The following is a 21,136-nucleotide window of genomic DNA, read 5'->3' as shown; positions in this document are numbered from 1 at the left end:
TTCCCCGCCACGGCGGGGATGAGAGAGTTATTTCACAGCAGCCAATGCAGCTTCGTAATCGGGTTCCGCAGTGATTTCGGGAACGATCTCTTTATAGGTTACGATCCCTTCTTCGTTAACGGCGAAGATTGCGCGGCATGTAACACCTGCCAAAACGCCGTCAGCGATCAGTACACCGTATGCGTTTGCGAAATCTTTGTTACGGAAGTCAGAAGCAACGGTAACGTTTTCAATCCCCTCGGTTGTACAGAAACGACCGCCGGCGAACGGAAGGTCCATCGATACGATTGTCAGGTCAACGTTAGCCAATGACGCCGCTTCTTTGTTGAAATTGCGTGTTTCAGTCGCACATACCGCAGTGTCGAGAGAAGGAACCGCGACGATCAGCTGTTTTTTACCTGTTGCTCCGCCTACTACTTTGTCTGCAAGACCGTTTGAGTTTACAACCGTTACCTGTGGTGCTTTGTCACCGACTTTTACTTCGTTACCCGCAAGGTTAACGACGTTACCTTTAAGCATTGTTGTTGCCATTTATAGCTCCTGTTTTTGTTTGGTACGAAAATTGTACTTAATTCGGATAATTTCACTCTGAATTATACAAGAGGTGTTTCGGCTTAAGAAATATTACAGATTTGTACGGGGGGAAACGCTCAGGGAACGATAGTCCGTCCATTCCCCACCCAGATAGTGTTCTACCGCGATCCGTCCGATCATGGCCGCGTTGTCCGAACAAAAGCTCAAATCGGCCGCAAGCATCTCCGCCTTGTACGGGGCAAGAATTTTTTCGAGTTCGCCGCGGAGGTAACGGTTGGCGCTTGCGCCCCCGACGACGGCAAAACGCGCGGGCGGGTTCGTTTTAAAATATTTTTTGAGTTTCTGGGTCAGATGCGCGGTGGCTGTCTTTTGAAACGCGGCGGCAATGTGGGGATAGTCTTCTTTGTCCGCCGCCTCTACCGCAAGGCGCACCTGGTTTTTGAGCCCCGAATAGCTGAATGCGATCTGCGGAGACTGCCAAAGCGGAATGGTAAAAGCATGGCGCTCCGGATCACCCTGAGATGCCAGCCGCTCGATGATCGGTCCCCCGGGGTACCCGAGTCCCATCATTTTAGCCACTTTGTCAAAGCTTTCCCCGTAGCTGTCGTCCATCGTCGTCGCCACCGTTTTCATCGAATGGAGCGATGCGACCTCGATGAGCTGCGTATGACCTCCCGAGACCAGCAACACGGTGAGAGGGAAAACACTCTCTTTTTCAATAAACAGGGAATAGATATGCCCCTTGAGGTGGTTGACAGGAATCACGGGGATGTTCAGCGCCAGGCTCAACGCCTTGGCCATACTCACCCCTTCGATCAGGGTAACAGCCAGTCCGGGAGCGTTGGTGACCGCAACCGCCTTGAGTTGCGAAAGCCACGGCGAGCACTCTTCCAAAATTGCCGGAAGCGCCTGGGCATGCAGGCGGCTGGCGAGTTCGGGGACAACACCCCCGTATCGCGAGTGCTCGAGTTCCTGTGATATTTTCTTATGGTAGATCAGCTTTTTGGTCGCGATCTCGGTAATCGCGATCGAACTGTCGTCACAGCTGCTTTCGATGCTCAGGATCATGAGAGGACCCACTCTTTAACCCACGGCCAGGGACCGAATCCTGCAGCAGTATTAATGTGGCCCGCATCGTGAAGGACATGCAGCGCCACGCCGAGCGATTCGGCAAGCGACTCGGATTCGCGCAGGCTCATATAGGGATCATTATCCGAAACGACCATCAGTGCTTCTTCGGTACGGAGAGACTCCGGGAGCGGTGCGGGAAAAAACGTCGCGACTTCGGGGTATTCTCCCAGATCGCGCGGCGGAGCGCACAGAAGGAGTTTCTTGACCCGAAAATTACGGCGCGAACACAGATGAAACCACAGAATATTGGCCAGCGAATGGCAGACGACGACATCCGGACGGAGATCATCCAGCGCGTCAAGCGCTTCGCGTACCCATGCCTCCTTGTCGGGACGGAGGTTGTCGCTGAACTGCGGAAACGCCACGATGCAGTTTTCCACCGCCAGCTCCTGCGCGAGCCATCCCTGCCAGTGGGGCAGGTCGCTGCCGTGCCATCCGTGAAGGATCAGAACCTTTTTCACGCCAGCTCCCGGACGTATGCACGGACGCAAAGATCGATCTCGAAGATCTCTTCGACCGACGAAGGTGCGGAATCAAACGCTTCGTACGCATTCAGGATGAGACGCGAAAGAGCCGAAAAGCCGATTTCACCCGCAACGAATCGCTCTATGGCGGCTTCATTGGCGGCGTTGACGATCACTCCGCGCGCGGGGTTGGCAAGGAGGTCTTTTTTGATCTCCCAGATCGGATAGCGCGCCGGATCGATCTCGCGGAATTCCAAAGAACCGATTCGGGCGAGATCGATCCTCTCGACGATGGGCGTTTTCACCCGTCCCATAAGGGCGTACGCAATCGGCAGGCGCATGTCCGCATGGGCGAAATGGGCCGTCGTCGAGCCGTCGGCGTAATCGATGAGGGCGTGAATCAGCGAACGCGTTTCGATCAGGGCGTCGTATTCCCCTTCCCCGAAAAGCCACCGTGCCTCGAGAAGCTCGAAAAGCTTGTTCATCATCGAGGCACTGTCGATCGTGATTTTCTGCCCCATTGACCAGTTAGGATGTTTCAGGGCGTCTTCGAGCGTCGCATTGCCAAGCTTTTCCAGAGGCCAATCTCGAAACGCCCCTCCGCTGGCCGTCACCACCATCCGCGAGACGGGACGGTCTGAGCGGTTAAGATACCATAGGCCGAAATGTTCGCTGTCGATCGGAACGATTGAGGAGGTATCGACGAACATCCCTCCCACCACAAGCGATTCTTTGTTCGCCAGCGCCACTTTTTTGCCGCATTCAAGCGCTTTGAGGGTCGGGCGGAATCCGGCGAAACCGACCAGCGCATTGACAACGTGCCCGGAGGAGGATTCCTCGATCGCCTGCAATATCGCCGCATCGCCGGCGCGGACGTCGTGGTGGTTTACCCGCGCACGGTCTTCGTCGCGCGTTACGACGACCCGTTTGGGAGAGTGTTTTTTAATCTGGATGTTGAGAAGGTCGATGTTGCGCCCCGCCACCAGCGTATCGACGCTGAGGCCGAATTGTTCGGCAACGCGCAGGGCGTTGACCCCGATGGAGCCCGTCGAGCCCAGAAGGATCAAACAAGCCCCCGCAAGAGGACGAGCATGATGATCGAAGCAAACAGGTAACCGTCAATCCGGTCAAGCACCCCTCCGTGTCCCGGAAGGATGGAACCGCTGTCTTTAACCCCAGCACGGCGCTTGAGGTAGCTTTCAAAGAGGTCCCCGAAAACCGCACCGATCGCCGCCATCATCGAAATGATGACCGCCTGGGTGATGTCGACGATCGTAATGCCGATGAAAAAGCCGGCCGCCGTCGCGACGGCGATCCCGCCGTATACCCCTTCGCGCGTTTTGCTGGGGCTGGAGATGCTAAAAGGGGTTTTGCCGATACTGCGCCCTACGAAATAGGCCCCTACATCGGCCGAAGCAACGACCACGAGGAGCCATAGCAGCGCCGTTACCCCGTATTCTTGGTACATGCTGAGCATAAACAGCATCCCCGCGGTCGGATAAACGAACGGAAAGAAATTTTTCCACGGAATATTCTGGGTATAGGCTACCGCGGCGGCAAAAATGAGCCCCGCGATCACGAACAGATCCTCTCCGTAGGGGTAGAGTGCGGCGGCCAGCCACAAAATGGCCGCATACGCGTACAACGAGTTGTTGTTGATCCCGAAAAGACGCATCGCCTCGTGAAATGCGAGCAGGTAAACGATCCCCATGACCATCCAGATCAACCAGAAATTGTTGATGAGGCCTACGGTGAGGACAACGGCTACGAGAACGACAGCCGTTCCGACGCGATCTTTGATAGAATTTTTTGCGGTTTGCATTGTTGATTGACCAATGGTTTAAGTTAGCGGATTATAGCGAATCACACTTTAATATCGAGCAGATGCAACGGCTTTTCGGGTTCAGGCTTCTCTTCTTCGGAACCCTCTTCGGATTCGAACTGCCGTTCTTCCTGCTCAGCCTGCTCCCGGGTATGCTCACGGTCGGCATCGACCCCGTGATTTTCTTCGGGGGGGCGAACTTCTTCCACCTCTTTGTGGGCTTCCTGCGAAGCGGCCGCCGCGGCGAGCGTCTGGAGCTCGAAACGGTTCAGTACCGCCGTTTTTTCGCTCGCGACGGCAGCCATCTGCTGATTGACGTAAATTGCGTTACCGATCGGACCGACAGCCATTTTCTATCCTTTCTCGATGCTCAGCGTCTTGTAATCGGTGTACAAGACGTTTGCCCCTTCGACGATTTTTACTTCTCTGCGTGGAGTATAATCGACCAGATAGCGCCCTTTTTCAAATACCGAAAAATCGACGCACAATCTGGCCGCCGCTTCGAGAAGCCGTTCGGGGAGCTGCTGCTTGTCGGTCGTAATGACGACGTGGGCGGAGGGGCGGTCTTTTAGATGCATCCAGATGTCGCGGGCTTTGGCGTTTCGGAGAAGCTCGATGTTCCCTTTTTCGCTTTTCCCCAACGACACTTTGACCCCTTCGATCCAGAATTCGGCGACCGAATCGGAAGTTCTAAGCTTCGAGAGGGGGGTTTTGGCCGGGAAAAGAAGCTGAATCTCTTCGGGTGTTCTCGCATCCTCCACGGCCTGGATGAAAAGCCGCTGATGACGGATTTTTTCCTGGAGATTGTGCTTTTCGCGGTGGAGTCCCACCGCTTTTTGCTTCGCTTTCTTGGAACGCCGGAAAAACGCCTCGGCGCATCCGGCCGCACTGACGCACCCCGCAGGGATCTCGAGGACTTTGGACGTTCCGTCGAAATCCTGCACCTGGGCCGTAGCGGCGTAGGGGTTCACCGCATCCAGGTTCGCAAGGATCAAATGCCCCGCATGCTGGGCTTCGAGCGACTCTTGCATCAATACCGATTCGTCTTCGAGCGCGGCCAGATGTTTTTCAAGCTGCGCAAGCCGTTTAAGAAGCAGCGACGTTTTTTCACGTTTGAGCTTTTCGAGTTTCTCGGCCCCCTGACGCCGAAACTCTTCGACCAGAAATGCCCGAACGTCGGAGAGGGGATACTCTTTGGGGACAAACGGGAGCTTCGGAGGATTGAGCAGTTTCTGGCCCACCCGCACGCTTCGGCTCGAGACGTTCGCGTCGATATGCCGCAGCGCTTCGAGCACCGTCTCGTCGGATGAGAGGATAATCGCATTGGTGTGTTTTCCGGTAAATTCAAGCTGCAGTATCGTCGTTTCGCTTTTGTAGGCCCCGCTCATGCTCACGGCGATACGGATGATCTTGTCGTCATTGTGAAGGGTGATCGCGGTAATCGAAGCGCGGTTGAACCGCTTGGCGAGCAAAACGTCGAAAGGGGCCTGGTACATTTTGATCCGATTGGCGCCCTCGCCGATCGTGATCGCCGAATTGCCCCGCGCCATGTCGAAATTCCAGCTGTTGTCCGAATCGAAAACGATCCGTATCCCCGTGTCACTGTAACGGTACGCCGCAACAATGCGCTTAAAACGTTGCAGGTAGGCCGCAATCTGCTTTAAATAAGAATATCTCATACTATTTTACCTTCGCTTTAGAAAAACAAAATTACAATGGTGAATATTTCAACACGGACGGACAGCACCCTATGCATTTTTTCAACACGATCAAAGGCAAATTCATCGTCAATCTGATCGCCGCGGTCAGCGCGATCTTGGTGAGTGTCATTGTAGCATACTTCATCGCCACGAGTTCGATCAAGACGATCATGACGAGCGATCTCAACACCGTCGCCGACTCGCTCGAGCAAACGGTTCTCTACATCTCCGAAATCGACCCTGAAGCGTACAAAAACGACACCTTCAAAAAAGACATCTTCAAGATCAAAATCGGACAGAGCGGATACGTTTATCTCGTCGACAGCAAAGGGACGATGCGCGTCCACCCGAAAAAAGAGGGAGAAAATCTCGCAGGGCACGATTACATCGATGAAATCCGTTCCCACAAAGAGGGGGGGATCTACGAGTACCACTCGGCAACGACCGGCCAGGATAAGATCGCGGCGTATCGCTATATCCCCGCGTGGGACATGTGGGTCGTCCCGGGGATCAACAAAGCCGACTATTTCGACGAACTCAAAGCCGGATTCTTCAAATGGTTCATGATCCTCGGCACCGCGCTCACCGGTATCCTGATCGCAATCAACTATTTCTCCGGGCGCAGTATCCTGGGGCCCATCGAAGCGCTCGACAACGTTTCTTCCGACCTAGCGCACGGGAACGGGGACTTGACCAAACGGCTGCCGATCATGAACAAAAACGACGAAATCGGTATCGCCAGCAACTACCTCAACCAGTTCATCGCCAAAATCCAAAGCACGATCAACGATACGAAGCGGATCACCACTTCGGCCGTCGGTTCAACGTCGACGCTTCACAATTCGGCCAGCAACCTCTCCATCCAGTCGGAAAAAACGAACGCGATCGCACAGAACACCAATGCCACGGCAGCCGAAATCGGTGAAACGCTCGAGCAAAGCGTCAGCATTGCCAAAAGCACCCTCGACAACAGCCGCTCGACCGAACAGGAACTCAACAGCGTCCGGGAAATCGCCAACGCCATTACGCGCGAAATCCACAGCACGACGCAGATGAGCAACGATCTGGCCGAACGCTTCACCCAGCTTTCCAGCGATGCGGCCAGCGTCAGCGGGGTCTTGGGAATCATCTCCGACATTGCCGACCAGACCAACCTTCTCGCCCTCAACGCCGCGATCGAAGCGGCACGTGCGGGAGAACACGGACGCGGGTTCGCCGTCGTTGCCGACGAAGTGCGCAAACTGGCGGAACGTACTCAAAAAAGCCTCACTGAAATCAACTCGACGATTTCGGTCGTCATCCAGTCGATCTCCGATTCGTCCGACATGATGAGCACCAACAGTGAAAACATCGAGCGTCTCGCCGAGCGGAGCGAAGAGATCGACGCCAAAATCGATTCGGCCGCGCAGGTACTGCGCACGAATGTCGATGCCAGCCGTCAAAGCGTCGAAGCGGCCGAAGCGATGGCCCGCAAAATCAACGAGATCATCGCCAAAGTCTCCGAGATGTCGGGGCTTTCTCAAAGCAACCAAGAAGAGATCACCAAAATCTCCGCCATTGCCGGGGAACTCTACGACGCGGCAACCAGCCTCAACGCGCAACTGGGGCAGTTTAAAAGCTGATAGGGTATAATTCCCCTAAAAAAGGGGAGGATGGCGATGCGTTCACCGCGCGGTTTCGGAAAAAACTATTTTTCGCTCGTCGCGATCCAGGCATACGCGTCGCATGTCCGCCTCCTCCAGAACATTACCCGGATCGAGTGGATCTGCCCGACCCATCCGATCCACACCTACTCCACCGTCTCCCCGCCCAAAGATGTCCTTACCTCATCCGTTATAACGATTATGCAACAAGGACATTCATGCACCGACACACTCTTTCACTCGTTGCCGCCGCAACGTTCGTCGCTTCAACCGAAGCCAGGGAGCTGACGCTCGACCCGATCGTCGTAAGTGCTTCCAAAACCGAGCAGAGCCTCCGTAGCGTTACCGCCAATACCGACGTCATTACCGCCGAAGAGATCGCCGAACGGCGCTATACGACCCTCGCCGAAGCGCTCAACTCCCTCGCCGGGGTAGGGATCGCCGCCAACGGCGGCCTGGGAAAATCAACCTCTCTTTACCTGCGGGGATTCGATTCAAAACGGACCCTCGTCCTGATCGACGGCATCCGCTACAACGACAACACCTCGATGGACGGCGCGTCGTTCGAGCATCTCATCCTCGGCGATATTGAACGGATCGAAGTGATCAAAGGGGCCCAAAGCGGCATCTGGGGAAGCGACGCAAGTGCGGGGGTGGTCAACATCATCACCCGCAAAACGCTCCCCGGAACCGAAGCAAAAGCCCGCTACGAACGGGGAAATTTCGGAACCGAAAAGTACGCCGCCTCGATTGCATACGCGAGCGAGGCGCTCGACGTCCGTCTTGATGCGCAACAAATCGCTTCGGACGGGTTCAGCGCGTACGCGCGGCGGTATGCCGACCTCGACCGCTACGAAGACGACGCCTATAAAAACCGCACCCTCGGGCTGAGCGCGGGCTACCGGTTTGACGGCGAGAACACGCTCCGTTTCTCCCACACCGACATCGACGTCTACACCGAATACGACGGTACAAGCGGCGATTCGGCCGCCAACTACCGCAAAGACGAAAAACTCAGCCGCCTGAGCTATGAGAACCGCTTCGGCGATACCCTTACCACGGTCTATGCCAACCGTTCGACGTTCGAACGCGACTATTCGACCGGGACGGCCTACGACGGCAGGGTCGACGAATACGGTGTCCACTCCCGCATCGGTTACCGCAAGAGCGATTTCATCGTTTTCGGAGGGGATTACAAAACCTTCGAGCATCTCAACCGTCTGAACCGGAGCTACGACAACAAAGCCGTTTTCGTCACAAACACCAATATTCTCGCGACCGGCACCGTTCTGACCGAATCGCTGCGGCGCGACGCCTTTGACGCCTTCAGCGACAAAACGACCGGAAAAATCGGTTTCAAACACCCTTTTATGGGGGAAGGGTATCTTGGCGCGAACTATGGGAGCGCCTATAACGTCCCCACTCTCTACCAGCTTTACGATCCGACCTACGGAAACACCGCCCTCAAACCCGAAGAGACCCGAAGCTACGACATCACGGTAGGCTTCGGTGGGGTTAGCCTCACCTATTTCGAGAGCCGCATCCGGGATATGATCGAGTACGATTTCACCGCATCGCGATACGGAAACATCGAGGGGACCTCGACGATCAAAGGGATCGAGGCGGCCTGCAAACAAGAGCTCGGCAGCGATATCCTCGTGTCGTTGGGATACACCCGCCTCGATGCCGAAAACCAGCGCGGAGAGAATCTCCGCCGTCGTGCGAAAGAGAGCCTCAAATTCGGCCTGGACTACTACGGTATTCCCAAAACGCACGTCGCAATCAGCGGAGAGTACGTCGGAAGCCGTTACGACAGCGACAACGATCAGGGGGCGCAGACGGGAAGATACACGGTCGCCTCCCTCGTGGCCGACCATACGTTCTCGAAACATCTCAAAATCTACGCAAAAGTCGATAATATTACCGACAAATACTACCAAAGCGTCAACAACTACGCGGCAAGCCCGCGGGCATATTATGTGGGAATGGAGGTATCGTTTTGATCCGGTTTTTCATCGTGCTGCTGAGCACCTCCCTGTCCCTTGCCGCTCAGGAGATCGACGTGACGATCGTCTACGGGGACGGCCGTCCCGAACGCACTATCCGAACTACCTACACGCCCAAAGAGACGACGGCGCTGGAACTTCTGCAAAAAGTGAGCCGCGTGGAGACGGAGCAAAAAGGAAAATTCACCTTTGTCCGTTCGATCGACGGTATGAAGTCGGTCGTCGGAAAATTCGGCTGGTTTTACCTCATAGACGGACAATCGGTCCATAAAATGGCGCAAAACTACCGTCTTGAAAACGCCGGAACAATGACGTGGGTCTATAAGGTCGAAGCGTGTTATTAAGACTTCTTTTCATCGCTTTTTTGGCCCTTCCGGCCTGGTCGTACGACCGGATCGTCGCGCTGAGCCCCTCGGTCAACGAAATCCTCTTCGCCCTGGGCGAAGGGGAAAAAATCGTGGGGAATACCGCCTACTGCCGCTATCCGCCCCAATCAGAGAAAATCGCCAAAGTCGGGGGATTTTTCACCCCCTCGCTTGAAAAGATCGTAGCCCTCAAACCCGATCTCGTTGTAGTGCAGGAAAACAACGCTCCTCTTGCCGAAAAACTCGAGCGGCTGGGGATCAAAACGGTACTCGTCAAAATCGATACCCTCGCCTCGATCCGAAAAACCCTTCTGGGCCTGGGAACACTGCTCGGCAAAAAAGAGAAAGCATCCGCCCTCGTCGCGAAAATCGACCGTTCGGTCCAAAGCCTCAAAGGGATCACGCGCAAGAAAAAAATCCTGATCCCGATCGGCTACAACACCGACCTTTCCAAAGAGGTCTTCGTCGCGGGGCAGAATCTCTATTTCGACGACATCATCGAAGCCAGCGGCAACGTCAATGCGTTCCAAAGCACCCAAAAAGGGCAACCTGCCCTCACGCTCGAAAAAATACTCGCGCTCAATCCCGACGTGGTCATCATCCTCGCGCCGCTAATGAAAGAGAAAAAATTTACCGAGGAACAGCTCAAAGCCCCGTGGCTGAAACTTCCGATCAATGCGGCCCGAACGAAATCGGTCTTCGTGGAATCGGGCGAATACGCGGGGATACCGAGTGACCGGATCGTCTATTTCATCGACGATTTCAAAGGATTTCTACGTGAATCTGCGCGTTGAAAACCTCTCAACCCCCTTTCTAAAGGGGATTTCCTTCGCACTGGGAGATGAAGACGCGGTAATACTGGGAGCCAACGGCGCGGGCAAAACGACCCTTGCACGGGCACTTGTAGGGCTTTATGAAACGCCCGCCGTGTACGCGGAAGGGAAACAAATCGCCGAACTCGGCGCCAAGCTCCGCGCGCAGCTGCTCAACTTCGTCCCCTCCAGACTCGACGTTTTCGACGAATACATCGATGCGGAAGCGTTCTTGAAACTCTCGCTTCTCAACGGATCGACCCAGAAAAACCTCGAAGCGGTGATGGCACGGCTCGATATCGCGGGGCTCCGAAACACCCCATGCCGATGTCTCAGCAGCGGGGAAAGCCAGCTCCTGCTCTTCGCCGGAGGATTGCTGCACAATGCCCGCTTGACCATTTTCGATGAACCGACCGCAAACCTCGACAGCGACAAAAAAATCAAGCTCTTCGGGATGCTCAAAGAACATCCCGGACGGAAAATCGTCATCACCCACGATCTGAACCTCGCCTACCGTCTGGGGTACCGGATCCTCTATCTGCGAGAAGGGGAACTCGTTTTCGACGGGTCGGGGAACGATTTTTTCGAAGAGAGCCGTTTCCGCTCCCTTTTCGGAGACTCGATCTGCCGGATTGAGGGACATTTTACGGTGAACTACCGATGAAACGGCTGATTTTTGCCCTGTCGCTGACGATCCTGGCCATCGCGCCGTTCACAGGAGAAACGGCGATGGAGATTGGCAATCTTTTCAACCCCGATGCGACCGAATACCTCCTGTTTTGGGATCTTCGGCTCCCCCGGGTCGGGGTCGCATTTTTTACCGGGGCGGTCCTCGCGCTGGGGGGAATGGTATTTCAGGCGGTGTTTCGCAACGCGCTCACAACCCCTTTTACCCTCGGTGTCTCCAGCGGCGCGACCCTGGCGACGGCGATAGGCATCGTCTTTTTACCCGCATCGCTGGCGGCCCTCTCGTACTTTTTCAGTTTCGTCGGGGCGTTTTCGACGGTCGTGCTGCTGTTTTTGTTTGCACGGACCCTCAAAGCTACCCAGACCCATTCGCTGCTCCTCATCGGGATCGCGCTGTCGTTTTTCTATTCGGCCGCGCTGATGGTAATTTTTTACCTCAGCGACCTCGAACAAAGCTACTCGATCATCCGTTTCACGATGGGGAGCCTGAGCGTTGTGGGGATGGAGAGCCTCTATCCCGTTGCGGCGGCGGCGCTCGGTCTGCTGTGGGTCGTCGTACGTTACCGCCCCGAGCTTAAGCTGCTCCTCACTTCGTACGAAAACGCGTTTCTCAAAGGGATCGAGATCAGGAAAATCAACCTGATCCTCCTCCTCGCCGTCTCGATGAGCGTGGGGATCTGCGTGAGCGTCGTCGGGCCGATCGGGTTTATCGGGCTCGTGATCCCCCACATCGTCCGCCTGCTTTACCGTCGCAGCAGCGACGCTTTGATTCTCCCGGTCTTTTATTACGGCGGGGTATTTCTGGTCCTGTGCGACCTGATCGCGCGCAATCTCGGCGCGGCCAGCGAAGTCCCCATCGGGGTCGTCACGTCATTTATCGGGGGACCGTTTTTCATTTACATCATCCTGAAAAAAAGGGGGGGACATGGTTAGTCTCTGCATCAGCGCGGTCGCGTCCAACCAGGGAAAAACGCTTCTTACTTCGGCGCTTCTGTACCGTTTCAAAGAGTCCGTCCGTCCGTTTAAAATCGGTCCCGATTTTATCGATCCGCAGTTCCACCGCGCCATCTGCGGCACCGATAGCATCAACCTCGATGCGTTTATGATGAACCCCGAACAGCTCCGATGGCTGTATGGTCGATACGCCGACCGCGAAGTCGCGATCATGGAGGGGGTAATGGGGTTTTACGACGGCATGGACTACGGCAGCAGCGCTTATGACGTCTCGACGCTGCTCAACGTCCCCACCGTCATCGTCCTCGACGCACAGGGGAGCTACATCACCCCCAGCGCCGTACTCGGAGGGCTCAAAGCCTATCGTGCGGACAACACGATCAAGGGGGTCATCCTCAACCGTCTGGGCTCGCAGAGCCACTACGAACTGATTAAAAACCGGATCGAAAGCGATTTTGACGACGTGGCGGTTCTGGGATGGGTTCGCGACGGCCTCGACGCGCTGCGCGACACCCACCTGGGGCTCGACCTGCGCGACCGCGATAAACTCGCCGCCATTTCCGCCCAGGCCCTCGAGCATATCGACATCGACGCCCTCATTGCCCTGGGGCGCTCCGATGCCCCTGCGGCGAAGGGGTATCCCTTCCCCCCGCCTCCCCGATCCGAAGATGCGGTCGCGGTGGTATGCGATGAGAATTTCTCGTTCCTCTATCCCGACAATCTCCGTTTTCTCGAAGAAGCGTTTTCGTCGGTGTGCCTCGTAAGCCCTTCTTGCGACGAGCCGATCCCCGATACGTGCAAGAGCGTCTATATCTGCGGCGGTTACGTCGAAACCGACGCGGCGTACGAAACCCTCCGCAACGCCCGCCGCTTCAAAGACTCCCTGATCCGCCATGCCCGTTCCGGAAAAATCTACGCCGAATGCGCGGGGCTCCTCTACCTGGGGCAACGGGTCGACGACAAAGAGATGAGCGGGATTCTGGACGTCTCCTTTACCCTCGAAAAGAGGTTCCAGCGGATGGGATACTACACCAACGAAGCGGGGATCAAAGGGCATGCGTTCCACTACACCCGTCCCCTCGACACCGAAGGGGGATTCGATATTCTCCGGGGGGCAAAAACAGGGACCGGGCAGGCGGGGAGCTGGACAAACGCTGAGGGCAACGTCCTGGGAACGTATCTGCACACCCTCTTTCGCAGCCATCCCGACCTCGTCCGACGGAGGCTGATGTGAAAGCCTTCGACGCCCACGCCCGGACCATCCTGCAATCGATTTTCGTCTCCCGGCGCGACGTTCGGGGAAACCGCTACGTCGATCGTCCCATCGATGACGCCGTGCTCCACGATCTCCTCGAAGCGGCCGTCTCGGCGCCCTCGGTAGGGTACTCGCAACCCTGGCAGTTCGTCATCATCCAAGACAACGCCCTTCGCACGGAAATCTACCGCGAATTTGCCCGTGAAAACGCCAAAGCGCGGGAACAATTCGCCGATTCGTCCCTCTACCCTTCGCTCAAACTCGAAGGGATCCTCGAATCGGCACTCAATATCGCGGTCTTCTACGAAAAACCCCGCAAACCGGTGCTGGGGCAGACGACTCAGAAAAAAACGGGGGAATACAGCGTCGTGTGCGCGATCCAGAACCTCTGGCTGATGGCGCGTGCCCACAACATCGGGGTCGGCTGGGTCAGCATCCTCCGCCCCAAAAAGGTGAGAAAACTGCTGGGAATGGGAAAAGAGCACAAGCTCGTCGCCTATCTGACACTGGGATACGTAAGCGAATTTTTGGATGAGCCCGAACTGCTGAAACTGGGGTGGAACAGTAAAAAAGAGCTCACCGAGGTGGTCCGATGGGTGTAAAAACGCACATTGACGCCGCAGATATCGCACCGTTCTGGGAAGCGCGCACCCTGCACCCCACCCAAGACGGGGTACGTGACACGGTTTATTGGCTCGATAACGACTACGTTCTCAAAGTGTTCGAAGAAGCGAGTGTCGAATCGGCACAAAGGGAGTGGGAACTGCTCGCTTCGCTCGCTCCACTCCCCGTTCCCAGGGCACTCACCCCCGTTTTCGCCCTGCGGGGAAAAAGCGCTCTCGTGTACGCCAAATGCGCAGGAACCAGTCCCAACCGCCCCACCGAAAACCAGATCCGCGGCATCGGGGCGTTTTTGAGAGATCTTCACGGCCGCACGCGGGGAAAACAGAGCGGCAATCTCCCCTTATTCAAACGCGAGCGGCTCGCAGAACTGATCGCCCGAACGGGACATGAACCGTTTTCCGCCCTGTTCGCCGAACTCCGGATCGATCTGCGCGACGAGGGGATCATACACGGGGATCTTTTCCCCGACAATGCCTCTTTCTGCGGCGACGAACTGGGCTGCGTCTACGACTGGAGCGAAGCGTGCAACGGCGATTTCACCTTCGATCTCGCCGTCACGGCCCTCGCATGGTGCGCCGACGATGCGCATACGCGGATGCTGCTGGATGCGTACGGATATACCGAAGCGATCGAACGTTTCCGCCCCTACGTCCGCTACGCCGGACTTTACTACAGCGTCACCCGCTTCCTCGCGGGGCGCGACCATACCGACCTCTGGGAGAAAATACAATGATACGACCGATAACCGGAACACGCGATTTTGCCGAATACCTGCGCGGCAAAAAGGCCCACTTCCTCCTCTCCATGAGCACCACGGCTACCGCAGAGATCCCGGGGATCACCCAGGCGGGAATCCCGGGATTGCTCCATCTGACCCCGACCCTGGATGCCGAATTTCTCTGTACCGGGGAAGTACGCAGCCTGGATGCCGTCGCCGAAACCCCTTCCGGGGTTCCCACCCCCGCCCTCATCACCCGTGCCGTCCACCTCCTGCACCCCTTTGCCGAAATCGGGCTGCTCGATCTTGGACTTTCCGAAAAACCGAAAGTGGAACGTTTCGCCTGTTACGGTTTTGACATCCCGCCCAGCGGCTCCATCGATACCGGGGCGCGGATTGCGGCAATGGAGGTTTTCGAACGCGGTGTCGCCTTCGCCCAGACCTTCGAGCCCAAAGGGGACTACCTCATCCTCGGCGAATCGATCCCCGGCGGAACAACGACGGCAGCCGCCACCGCCCTCGCCCTGGGATACGACGCGCAGGAGATGTTCAGCAGCAGTTTCAAAAACGCCCCCCAATCGACCAAACGGCGCGTTATCGAACAGGCGCTGACCGGATGCGAAGGGGTCAACGACCTCTTCGAACGCCTCGCGAAGGTGTCGGACAACATGCTCCTTTTCAACGCCGGATTCCTACTGGGACTCCAGAACCGAGACGTCACGACCGTCCTGGCCGGAGGGACCCAGATGGCGGCGGTGCTGCTGATCGTCGATACGATCCTCCGTTCGATGGAGGGAAGTATCCGCGAAGGATCCCTCGCACTCTGGACGACCGCATGGCTTGCCGACGATCCCTCATCCGACATCGCCGGACTGCTCCGGATGCTCAGTTTCCCCATCGACGCGTGCTGCGCCGAGTTTGACTTCTCCCGCTCCTCCCACCCCGCACTGCGGCTCTACGACGAAGGGGAAGCCAAAGAGGGGGTAGGGGCTGGGGCGGCGCTCGTCTACGGCATCCTGAACGGTCTTTCCCCCGAACAGATCACCCGCCGCGTCGAGGGATTTTTATCATGAAGATACTCTATTTCGGAGGGCAGAAATCAGGCAAAAGTTCTCTGGCGGAGGCAAAGACGCTCGCCATCGCAACCGACCAACCCACCTACCTCGCCACCTACGATCACACATACGGCGACACCGAGATGGGAACGCGGATCGACAAACACCGTCAAACGCGCGGTGAAAACTTCATCACCCTCGAAGAGAGCCGCGACCTTCTACGTGTAATCGAACCTCACCGCACCTACCTCGTCGACTGCGTCTCGATGTGGATACTCAACCGCATGGAGGAGAGCGAAGAGGTATTGATCGCAGAGATCGAAGCGCTGGGAGCCATCGACGCTAACATCGTGTTTGTTCTCAATGATGTCGGATCGGGGGTGATCCCCTCCGATCCGATCAGCCGCCGCTACGTCGATTTGTCGGGGATCATCGGTCAAAAACTCGCCCAAATCTGCGACGAAGTGTACGAAGTGAAACTGGGGTTGGAGAGACGGCTCAAATGACGACCTACGCCCACGGCGGAGATGTGAACAACTTTGCGGCACACTGCGGCTGTGAGGTTCACGAGGTACTGGACCTCTCCTCTAACATCAACTTCATCACTCCTGCGGTCGATTTCAGCTCCGTCACCCTCAATGCCTACCCGAGCTACGGGAAGCTAACGGAGGCGTTAGCCCGCCATTACGGTGTGAACAGTGATGAGATGGAACTCTTCAACGGAGGAAGCTCGGCGATTTTCTCCCTGATGCGGTTTTTCGACCCTCCGACCTGTACGATCTACTCCCCCGCCTATCTGGAATACAAAAAAGCCGCCCTCCTGCACGGGAAAAACGTCCGCCTCATCAACCGTTTCGAATCGATGGATGCCGAAGTCGAGGAGCACTCCCTCGTCGTCTTCGTCAACCCCTCCACCCCTGACGGACGCTATTACGGGATCGACACCCTGATGGAACGGTGGATGGCCAGAGACTGCACGATCCTCATCGACGAATCGTTTCTGGAATTTTGCGGCGGCGAATCGGCAACCCGCTATCTCCGAAGCTACGACAAACTCTATATTTTAAAATCGCAGACGAAGTTTTACGGATGCGCAGGGGTGCGGGTCGGGATCGTCCTCTCCAACGCTTCCAACATCGCCTCTCTAAAAGAAAAAGAGCCGCTGTGGAAGATTTCACAGCTCGACAGCCATTTTCTCATCACGGCACTCGCCGACGAGCCGTTTCGCAAGCGTTCCCATGCCCTCAATGCCGAAGCGAAAACGTATCTGAAAACCATCCTCGACAATTCTCCCCTCTTTGCGGAAGTGTTTGAGAGTGATGCGAACTTTTTTCTCGTCCGACTTGCTCACATAAATGCGAAAGCGTTTCAGGAAAAACTTGTTCCATACCGCATCATGGTGCGCGACTGTTCCAATTTTGACTTTTTGGATGAGAGGTTTGTGCGGATCGCGGTGAAAGATTTGGAGGCGATGAAGCGGTTTAAGGGGGTATTGTGTTCGCTGAAATAGCCCTCATCGCCTACCTTACCGACCGCATATTCGGCGAGTTTCGTTTTATTCGCCATCCCGTCGTTCTGATGGGCAATTTTATCACCGCTTTTGAAAAACGGTTTTACCGCGACAGCATCCTGTGCGGATTCTGGCTCGTTTTTTGGCTGTTAGCGTGCGTGTTTGCCCTCGTTTACCCGATCTCACTGATCGATAATCCGTGGGTACTGGGGATCATCGCCTCGACAGGGATCGCGGGGAAGATGCTCTACACGAGCGTGAACAACGTGCTGAGCGATCCTTCGAGCATCCGTTATCTCGTCAGCCGAGACACCGAAAACCTCTCTGAGAGCGAGATCAACAAGGCCGCGATCGAGACCTATGCCGAAAACCTGAGCGACGGGGTGATCGCTCCACTGTTTTATCTGTTAGTGTTCGGTTTGGCCGGGCTGTTTCTCTATAAGGCGGTCAATACCCTCGATTCGATGGTGGGGTATCGGAACGAAAAATACGAGAAGTTCGGCAAAGTGAGCGCACGGCTGGATGATGTGCTCAACTATCTCCCTTCCCGTATCACGGCAATTTTTATTCTGATTCTCTTCGGCAACCTCAACGCCCTCAAAAAGACATGGCATTACGGCGCGATGCACGAAAGTCCCAACGCGGGATACCCGATCTCGGCGATGGCGGTGTCGCTGGGGGTATCGCTCGGAGGGCCGACATCGTATTTTGGCAGGGTTAAAAACAAGCCCTGTTTCGGCGAGGGGAAAGGGGAGATTTCGGCGGAGGATGTGCGGGGTGCATTGGCCCTTCAGTGGAAACTCGATACCCTTGTGATACTACTTTTGGGAGCGGGGGCGCTGGCATGAAATCGATCTCCATTTTCGGAACCTCGTCCGACGCGGGGAAATCGACCCTGACGTTTGTGATCGGACGGCTCTTGCAGGAGCGGGGGATCACCGTCGCCCCGTTCAAAGCCCAAAACGTCTCCAACAACTCCCGCGTCTGCGACGACGGGTCTGAAATCGCGATCGCCCAGTATTTTCAGGCGGAGGTACTGGGGGTTCCGACGAGCTACCATCTCAATCCCGTATTGCTCAAATCGGGGCACGGCAACAGCGCTTCCTTGATCGTCAAAGGCAAGGCGGTGATGGACAAGGATGTCCGCGACTACTACCGAGACCTCGATCAGTTAAAGCCCGCCGTAAACGAGTGCTTCGAGTATCTGAGCGAGCGGTACGAGTGCGTCGTGTGCGAAGGGGCGGGGAGTCCGGTAGAGCTGAATCTGATGGACAAAGACCTCTCCAATATTTACATCGCCGAAAAATACGATACGAAGATCATCCTCGTCGCCGACATCGAAAAGGGGGGCGTGTTCGCCTCGATCTGGGGGGTCTACAATCTCCTCCCCGAACCGCTCAAACAGAATGTTATCGGTGTTATCGTCAACAAATTTCGAGGCGACAGAACCCTGTTTGACGAGGGGGTGCGGATCATCGAAGAGCGTTTCGGCATCCCGGTGCTGGGCGTCCTCCCCTATCTCCCCCTCAACCTCGGGTTCGAAGACTCCCAGAGCCTGAAAAATTTCGTCCAGAACAAACCCCATCCGGCGAAAAAAATCGGGATCATTTCCTACCCGACGATGAGCAACTACAACGATTTCGAACCCCTCATCGCCGATGAGAGCATCTTCGTCGAGTTCATCACCTCCAACGTAGCGCTGGAGAGTTTCGACCTCGTTATCCTCCCCGGCAGCAAGCGGGTCATAGAGGATCTGCGGTGGCTCAAACAAACAGGGTTGTTCGATGCTCTCAAAGAACGGAAAAAAGAGATTCTGGGCATCTGCGGCGGGTATCAGATGATGTTTGAAGCGATTATCGATGATGCGTGTGTCGAGACGGTGGAACCGGTGAGCGAAGAGGGGCTTGGATTTGTCGATGACGTCATCGTGTTTCAGAGAGAAAAAGTGCTCAAAAAAGGGGAATATTCTCTCTTCGATACAACGGTGCGGGGGTTTGAAATCCATCACGGGGTGAGTGGGAAATATCCGCTGTGGTATGAGAGTGGTCATATAAAAGGGACATTTGTTCACGGACTTTTCGAGAATGAACAATTTGAAACCTACAAAAAAACGACTCTCGATAGTTTTATCGCAACGATGAGAGGGGAGATCGATATGGAGAGGATACTGCAACATGTCCTATAAGCAATGGTTCGACGCCCACGGCGCCAAACATGCCGCGATCATGAAAAAGCTGGAACACTTCAGCGACGAAGAAGTGATCGCATACTTCCGGTTCGAGAACATGGTGGAAAAAGAGAGCGATTTCTGCCCGTTGTATGCGGAGAATAAAAAGTGCCACGACACCGAGGAGCTCAACTGCTACCTCTGCGCCTGTCCGAACTTCCGCTTTAACGAGGGCGGATTTTCTCAAGAGGGGGATCGAACCCTCTACAGCACCTGCTCCATCGAGAGTCCCGACGGGGATCGCTATGTGAGTGAAAAGGCCATACATCAAAACTGCGCGGGGTGTATCGTCCCGCACCGCGAGAGCTATATCCGCAAAGTGTTCGACCGCAACTGGTTCACCATCATGCGGGAGGTTCCCTGTGAATAACTTCTACCTGGGCATCAAATTCGCCCTGAGCTATTTCACCCTGCTGCCCGTCCGTTTCCGCGAAAGCGACGACCTTTCCTCTCCCGCCGTCCTTCGGACGATGCTTTTCGCCCTTCCCGCCATCGGGCTGCTCCTTGCGGGAATGTCGATAGCCCTTTTCCTCGCCCTCGAACCGCTGGGGTGGGTCGGGGCGCTGATCGCCGCGGGCGCCTACATGATCCTCTACGGTTTTTTGCACACCGAAGCGGTCATCGACGTCGCCGACGCGATCCACGCCGCCCACGGCGGCAAAGACCCCTATGAGGTGATCAAAGAGCCGACCGTGGGAGCGATGGGGGTTTTGTACGGGACGATGAGCGTACTGATCAAAACTGCGCTGCTCGCCTCGCTGCTCATGCATCAGCACTTCGCCGCCTTTGCCGCCGTCGCGATGATCGGCCGCCTGGGGCTGCTGGCGGTTCTCTCGTTTTTTGCGTTCCGCTCGACGTTTGTGTCGCAGCTGCGCGCCTCTTTCGGAAAAACGGCCCTGCTGGGGGCGGGGGCGGTCTATTCGCTGATCGGGTTTTGGCTCCTTTCTTGGCCGTTCGCCGTCGCTTTGGGATCGGGGGTCGCGCTGGCGCTGCTGATCGCGCTGCTTCTGCGCCGCGCACTCGGATTTCTCAACGGGGACGCGCTGGGCGCGTCGCTGGAGGGAGTCGAAATCCTCCTGATACTCGGGTTCCTATGGCCCTGATTCTCCTGCGCCATGCGCCGCCGCCGCGTGAGTATCATCGGTGCTATCTGGGACATACCGATATCGGAATCGACAGGAGCCTCTTCGACGAAACGAAAATCGCACCGTTGCTGGATGAGCGGTTTGACCGGATTATCTCCTCCGATCTATTGCGGTGTACTCAGACACTCGACGCCATCGGGCTGTATGGTTACACCGCCGATCCGAGGCTGCGTGAAGTACGCTTCAGAACCTCTTTCGAAGGCAAAACATTTGAGCAGATCGAGCAAACAAAAGGTTACGATCCTGCCGTACTCGATTCCCAGGAGAGATGGCACGACTTCGTCTGCGACGAATCCCGCGAGGAGTTTCGCAACCGTATCGCATCGTTTCTGTCCGAACTTGATCCCGCATTGAATGTTCTGGTCTGCACGCACGGAGGAACGATCAAAACCGTCCTCTCCCTGCTCGATCAGCCCGAACCGCATCGTGCTCCGGACTATCTGGACTATGTGCGCGTCCCCCTTTTTGGGTACAATTAACCCCA

The 21,136-nt window shown here is 56.1% G+C and carries 25 protein-coding genes; 18 read left to right on the top strand and 7 right to left on the bottom strand.

What is annotated here, in order from left to right; genetic code table 11:
• Nucleotides 1–27: 27 nt before the first annotated feature.
• The 7 genes from tpx to E0765_RS03110 form a co-directional block, all read right to left on the bottom strand.
• Nucleotides 28–531 (bottom strand): thiol peroxidase, encoded by a 504-nt coding sequence (tpx, locus tag E0765_RS03140; RefSeq protein WP_132811775.1) that lies wholly within the window; start codon nucleotides 529–531, stop codon nucleotides 28–30.
• Between the two features lie 93 nt (nucleotides 532–624).
• Nucleotides 625–1,602 carry a tRNA (adenosine(37)-N6)-threonylcarbamoyltransferase complex transferase subunit TsaD gene (gene tsaD / locus E0765_RS03135; protein WP_132811774.1) on the bottom strand — a complete coding sequence of 326 codons (978 nt, stop codon included), beginning with the start codon at nucleotides 1,600–1,602 and terminating at the stop codon, nucleotides 625–627.
• Nucleotides 1,599–2,126, bottom strand: a complete 528-nt coding sequence (locus E0765_RS03130; RefSeq protein WP_132811773.1) for an alpha/beta hydrolase — start codon at nucleotides 2,124–2,126, stop codon at nucleotides 1,599–1,601. Before E0765_RS03130 ends, tsaD begins: the two co-directional genes overlap by 4 nt.
• A complete protein-coding gene (gene dxr, locus E0765_RS03125) occupies nucleotides 2,123–3,196 on the bottom strand; it encodes a 1-deoxy-D-xylulose-5-phosphate reductoisomerase (protein WP_132811772.1) in 1,074 nt (357 codons plus the stop codon). The genes E0765_RS03130 and dxr overlap by 4 nt, the downstream gene beginning before the upstream one ends.
• Nucleotides 3,193–3,951 carry a phosphatidate cytidylyltransferase gene (locus E0765_RS03120; protein WP_132811771.1) on the bottom strand — a complete coding sequence of 253 codons (759 nt, stop codon included), beginning with the start codon at nucleotides 3,949–3,951 and terminating at the stop codon, nucleotides 3,193–3,195. The genes dxr and E0765_RS03120 overlap by 4 nt, the downstream gene beginning before the upstream one ends.
• 41 nt (nucleotides 3,952–3,992) lie before the next feature.
• Complete coding sequence (locus tag E0765_RS03115) at nucleotides 3,993–4,301, bottom strand: hypothetical protein (protein ID WP_132811770.1); 309 nt, start codon at nucleotides 4,299–4,301, stop codon at nucleotides 3,993–3,995.
• Nucleotides 4,302–4,304: 3 nt separating this feature from the next.
• Nucleotides 4,305–5,630: an NFACT family protein gene (locus E0765_RS03110; RefSeq protein ID WP_132811769.1), complete on the bottom strand. Its 1,326-nt coding sequence runs from the start codon at nucleotides 5,628–5,630 to the stop codon at nucleotides 4,305–4,307.
• Nucleotides 5,631–5,701: 71 nt separating this feature from the next.
• On the opposite strand from E0765_RS03110, the gene E0765_RS03105 reads away from it, so the two are divergent.
• From E0765_RS03105 to E0765_RS03020, 18 genes are read left to right on the top strand one after another with little or no spacing between them, the layout of a single operon-like run.
• Nucleotides 5,702–7,273, top strand: coding sequence for a methyl-accepting chemotaxis protein (locus E0765_RS03105; RefSeq protein WP_132811768.1), 1,572 nt, complete (start codon nucleotides 5,702–5,704; stop codon nucleotides 7,271–7,273).
• 36 nt (nucleotides 7,274–7,309) lie between these two features.
• Complete coding sequence (locus E0765_RS03100; RefSeq protein ID WP_132811767.1) at nucleotides 7,310–7,582, top strand: hypothetical protein; 273 nt, start codon at nucleotides 7,310–7,312, stop codon at nucleotides 7,580–7,582.
• On the top strand, nucleotides 7,513–9,297 hold the full coding sequence (locus tag E0765_RS03095; RefSeq protein WP_132811766.1) for a TonB-dependent siderophore receptor: 1,785 nt from the start codon (nucleotides 7,513–7,515) through the stop codon (nucleotides 9,295–9,297). Before E0765_RS03100 ends, E0765_RS03095 begins: the two co-directional genes overlap by 70 nt.
• The gene (locus E0765_RS03090; RefSeq protein WP_165921642.1) at nucleotides 9,294–9,644 is read left to right on the top strand and encodes a DUF4430 domain-containing protein; all 351 of its coding nucleotides are present in this window, start codon (nucleotides 9,294–9,296) and stop codon (nucleotides 9,642–9,644) included. The genes E0765_RS03095 and E0765_RS03090 overlap by 4 nt, the downstream gene beginning before the upstream one ends.
• Nucleotides 9,635–10,459 carry an ABC transporter substrate-binding protein gene (locus E0765_RS03085; protein WP_132811764.1) on the top strand — a complete coding sequence of 275 codons (825 nt, stop codon included), beginning with the start codon at nucleotides 9,635–9,637 and terminating at the stop codon, nucleotides 10,457–10,459. The genes E0765_RS03090 and E0765_RS03085 overlap by 10 nt, the downstream gene beginning before the upstream one ends.
• Nucleotides 10,443–11,141: an ABC transporter ATP-binding protein gene (locus E0765_RS03080; RefSeq protein WP_165921641.1), complete on the top strand. Its 699-nt coding sequence runs from the start codon at nucleotides 10,443–10,445 to the stop codon at nucleotides 11,139–11,141. Before E0765_RS03085 ends, E0765_RS03080 begins: the two co-directional genes overlap by 17 nt.
• Complete coding sequence (locus E0765_RS03075; RefSeq protein WP_132811762.1) at nucleotides 11,138–12,097, top strand: iron ABC transporter permease; 960 nt, start codon at nucleotides 11,138–11,140, stop codon at nucleotides 12,095–12,097. The genes E0765_RS03080 and E0765_RS03075 overlap by 4 nt, the downstream gene beginning before the upstream one ends.
• Nucleotides 12,090–13,352 (top strand): cobyrinate a,c-diamide synthase, encoded by a 1,263-nt coding sequence (locus E0765_RS03070; RefSeq protein WP_132811761.1) that lies wholly within the window; start codon nucleotides 12,090–12,092, stop codon nucleotides 13,350–13,352. Before E0765_RS03075 ends, E0765_RS03070 begins: the two co-directional genes overlap by 8 nt.
• Nucleotides 13,349–13,975, top strand: coding sequence for a 5,6-dimethylbenzimidazole synthase (bluB, locus tag E0765_RS03065; RefSeq protein ID WP_132811760.1), 627 nt, complete (start codon nucleotides 13,349–13,351; stop codon nucleotides 13,973–13,975). The genes E0765_RS03070 and bluB overlap by 4 nt, the downstream gene beginning before the upstream one ends.
• Nucleotides 13,966–14,730 (top strand): phosphotransferase, encoded by a 765-nt coding sequence (locus E0765_RS03060; RefSeq protein ID WP_132811759.1) that lies wholly within the window; start codon nucleotides 13,966–13,968, stop codon nucleotides 14,728–14,730. The genes bluB and E0765_RS03060 overlap by 10 nt, the downstream gene beginning before the upstream one ends.
• A complete protein-coding gene (gene cobT / locus E0765_RS03055) occupies nucleotides 14,727–15,788 on the top strand; it encodes a nicotinate mononucleotide-dependent phosphoribosyltransferase CobT (protein WP_132811758.1) in 1,062 nt (353 codons plus the stop codon). Before E0765_RS03060 ends, cobT begins: the two co-directional genes overlap by 4 nt.
• Complete coding sequence (locus E0765_RS03050) at nucleotides 15,785–16,276, top strand: bifunctional adenosylcobinamide kinase/adenosylcobinamide-phosphate guanylyltransferase (protein ID WP_132811757.1); 492 nt, start codon at nucleotides 15,785–15,787, stop codon at nucleotides 16,274–16,276. The genes cobT and E0765_RS03050 overlap by 4 nt, the downstream gene beginning before the upstream one ends.
• The gene (locus E0765_RS03045; protein WP_132811756.1) at nucleotides 16,273–17,280 is read left to right on the top strand and encodes an aminotransferase class I/II-fold pyridoxal phosphate-dependent enzyme; all 1,008 of its coding nucleotides are present in this window, start codon (nucleotides 16,273–16,275) and stop codon (nucleotides 17,278–17,280) included. The genes E0765_RS03050 and E0765_RS03045 overlap by 4 nt, the downstream gene beginning before the upstream one ends.
• Nucleotides 17,265–18,128 (top strand): adenosylcobinamide-phosphate synthase CbiB, encoded by an 864-nt coding sequence (cbiB, locus tag E0765_RS03040; protein ID WP_132811755.1) that lies wholly within the window; start codon nucleotides 17,265–17,267, stop codon nucleotides 18,126–18,128. The genes E0765_RS03045 and cbiB overlap by 16 nt, the downstream gene beginning before the upstream one ends.
• Nucleotides 18,125–19,465: a cobyric acid synthase gene (locus E0765_RS03035; protein ID WP_132811754.1), complete on the top strand. Its 1,341-nt coding sequence runs from the start codon at nucleotides 18,125–18,127 to the stop codon at nucleotides 19,463–19,465. Before cbiB ends, E0765_RS03035 begins: the two co-directional genes overlap by 4 nt.
• On the top strand, nucleotides 19,455–19,877 hold the full coding sequence (locus tag E0765_RS03030; protein WP_132811753.1) for a hypothetical protein: 423 nt from the start codon (nucleotides 19,455–19,457) through the stop codon (nucleotides 19,875–19,877). Before E0765_RS03035 ends, E0765_RS03030 begins: the two co-directional genes overlap by 11 nt.
• A complete protein-coding gene (locus E0765_RS03025) occupies nucleotides 19,870–20,610 on the top strand; it encodes an adenosylcobinamide-GDP ribazoletransferase (protein ID WP_165921640.1) in 741 nt (246 codons plus the stop codon). The genes E0765_RS03030 and E0765_RS03025 overlap by 8 nt, the downstream gene beginning before the upstream one ends.
• Entirely contained in the window at nucleotides 20,601–21,131 is a 531-nt protein-coding gene (locus E0765_RS03020; RefSeq protein ID WP_132811751.1) for a histidine phosphatase family protein, read from the top strand. The genes E0765_RS03025 and E0765_RS03020 overlap by 10 nt, the downstream gene beginning before the upstream one ends.
• Nucleotides 21,132–21,136 lie beyond the last annotated feature (5 nt).

This window comes from Sulfuricurvum sp. IAE1, from assembly GCF_004347735.1.
Lineage (GTDB): Bacteria > Campylobacterota > Campylobacteria > Campylobacterales > Sulfurimonadaceae > Sulfuricurvum.
Note: the sequence above shows the minus strand (reverse complement) of the source record. Positions and strands in the feature narration are given on the sequence as shown.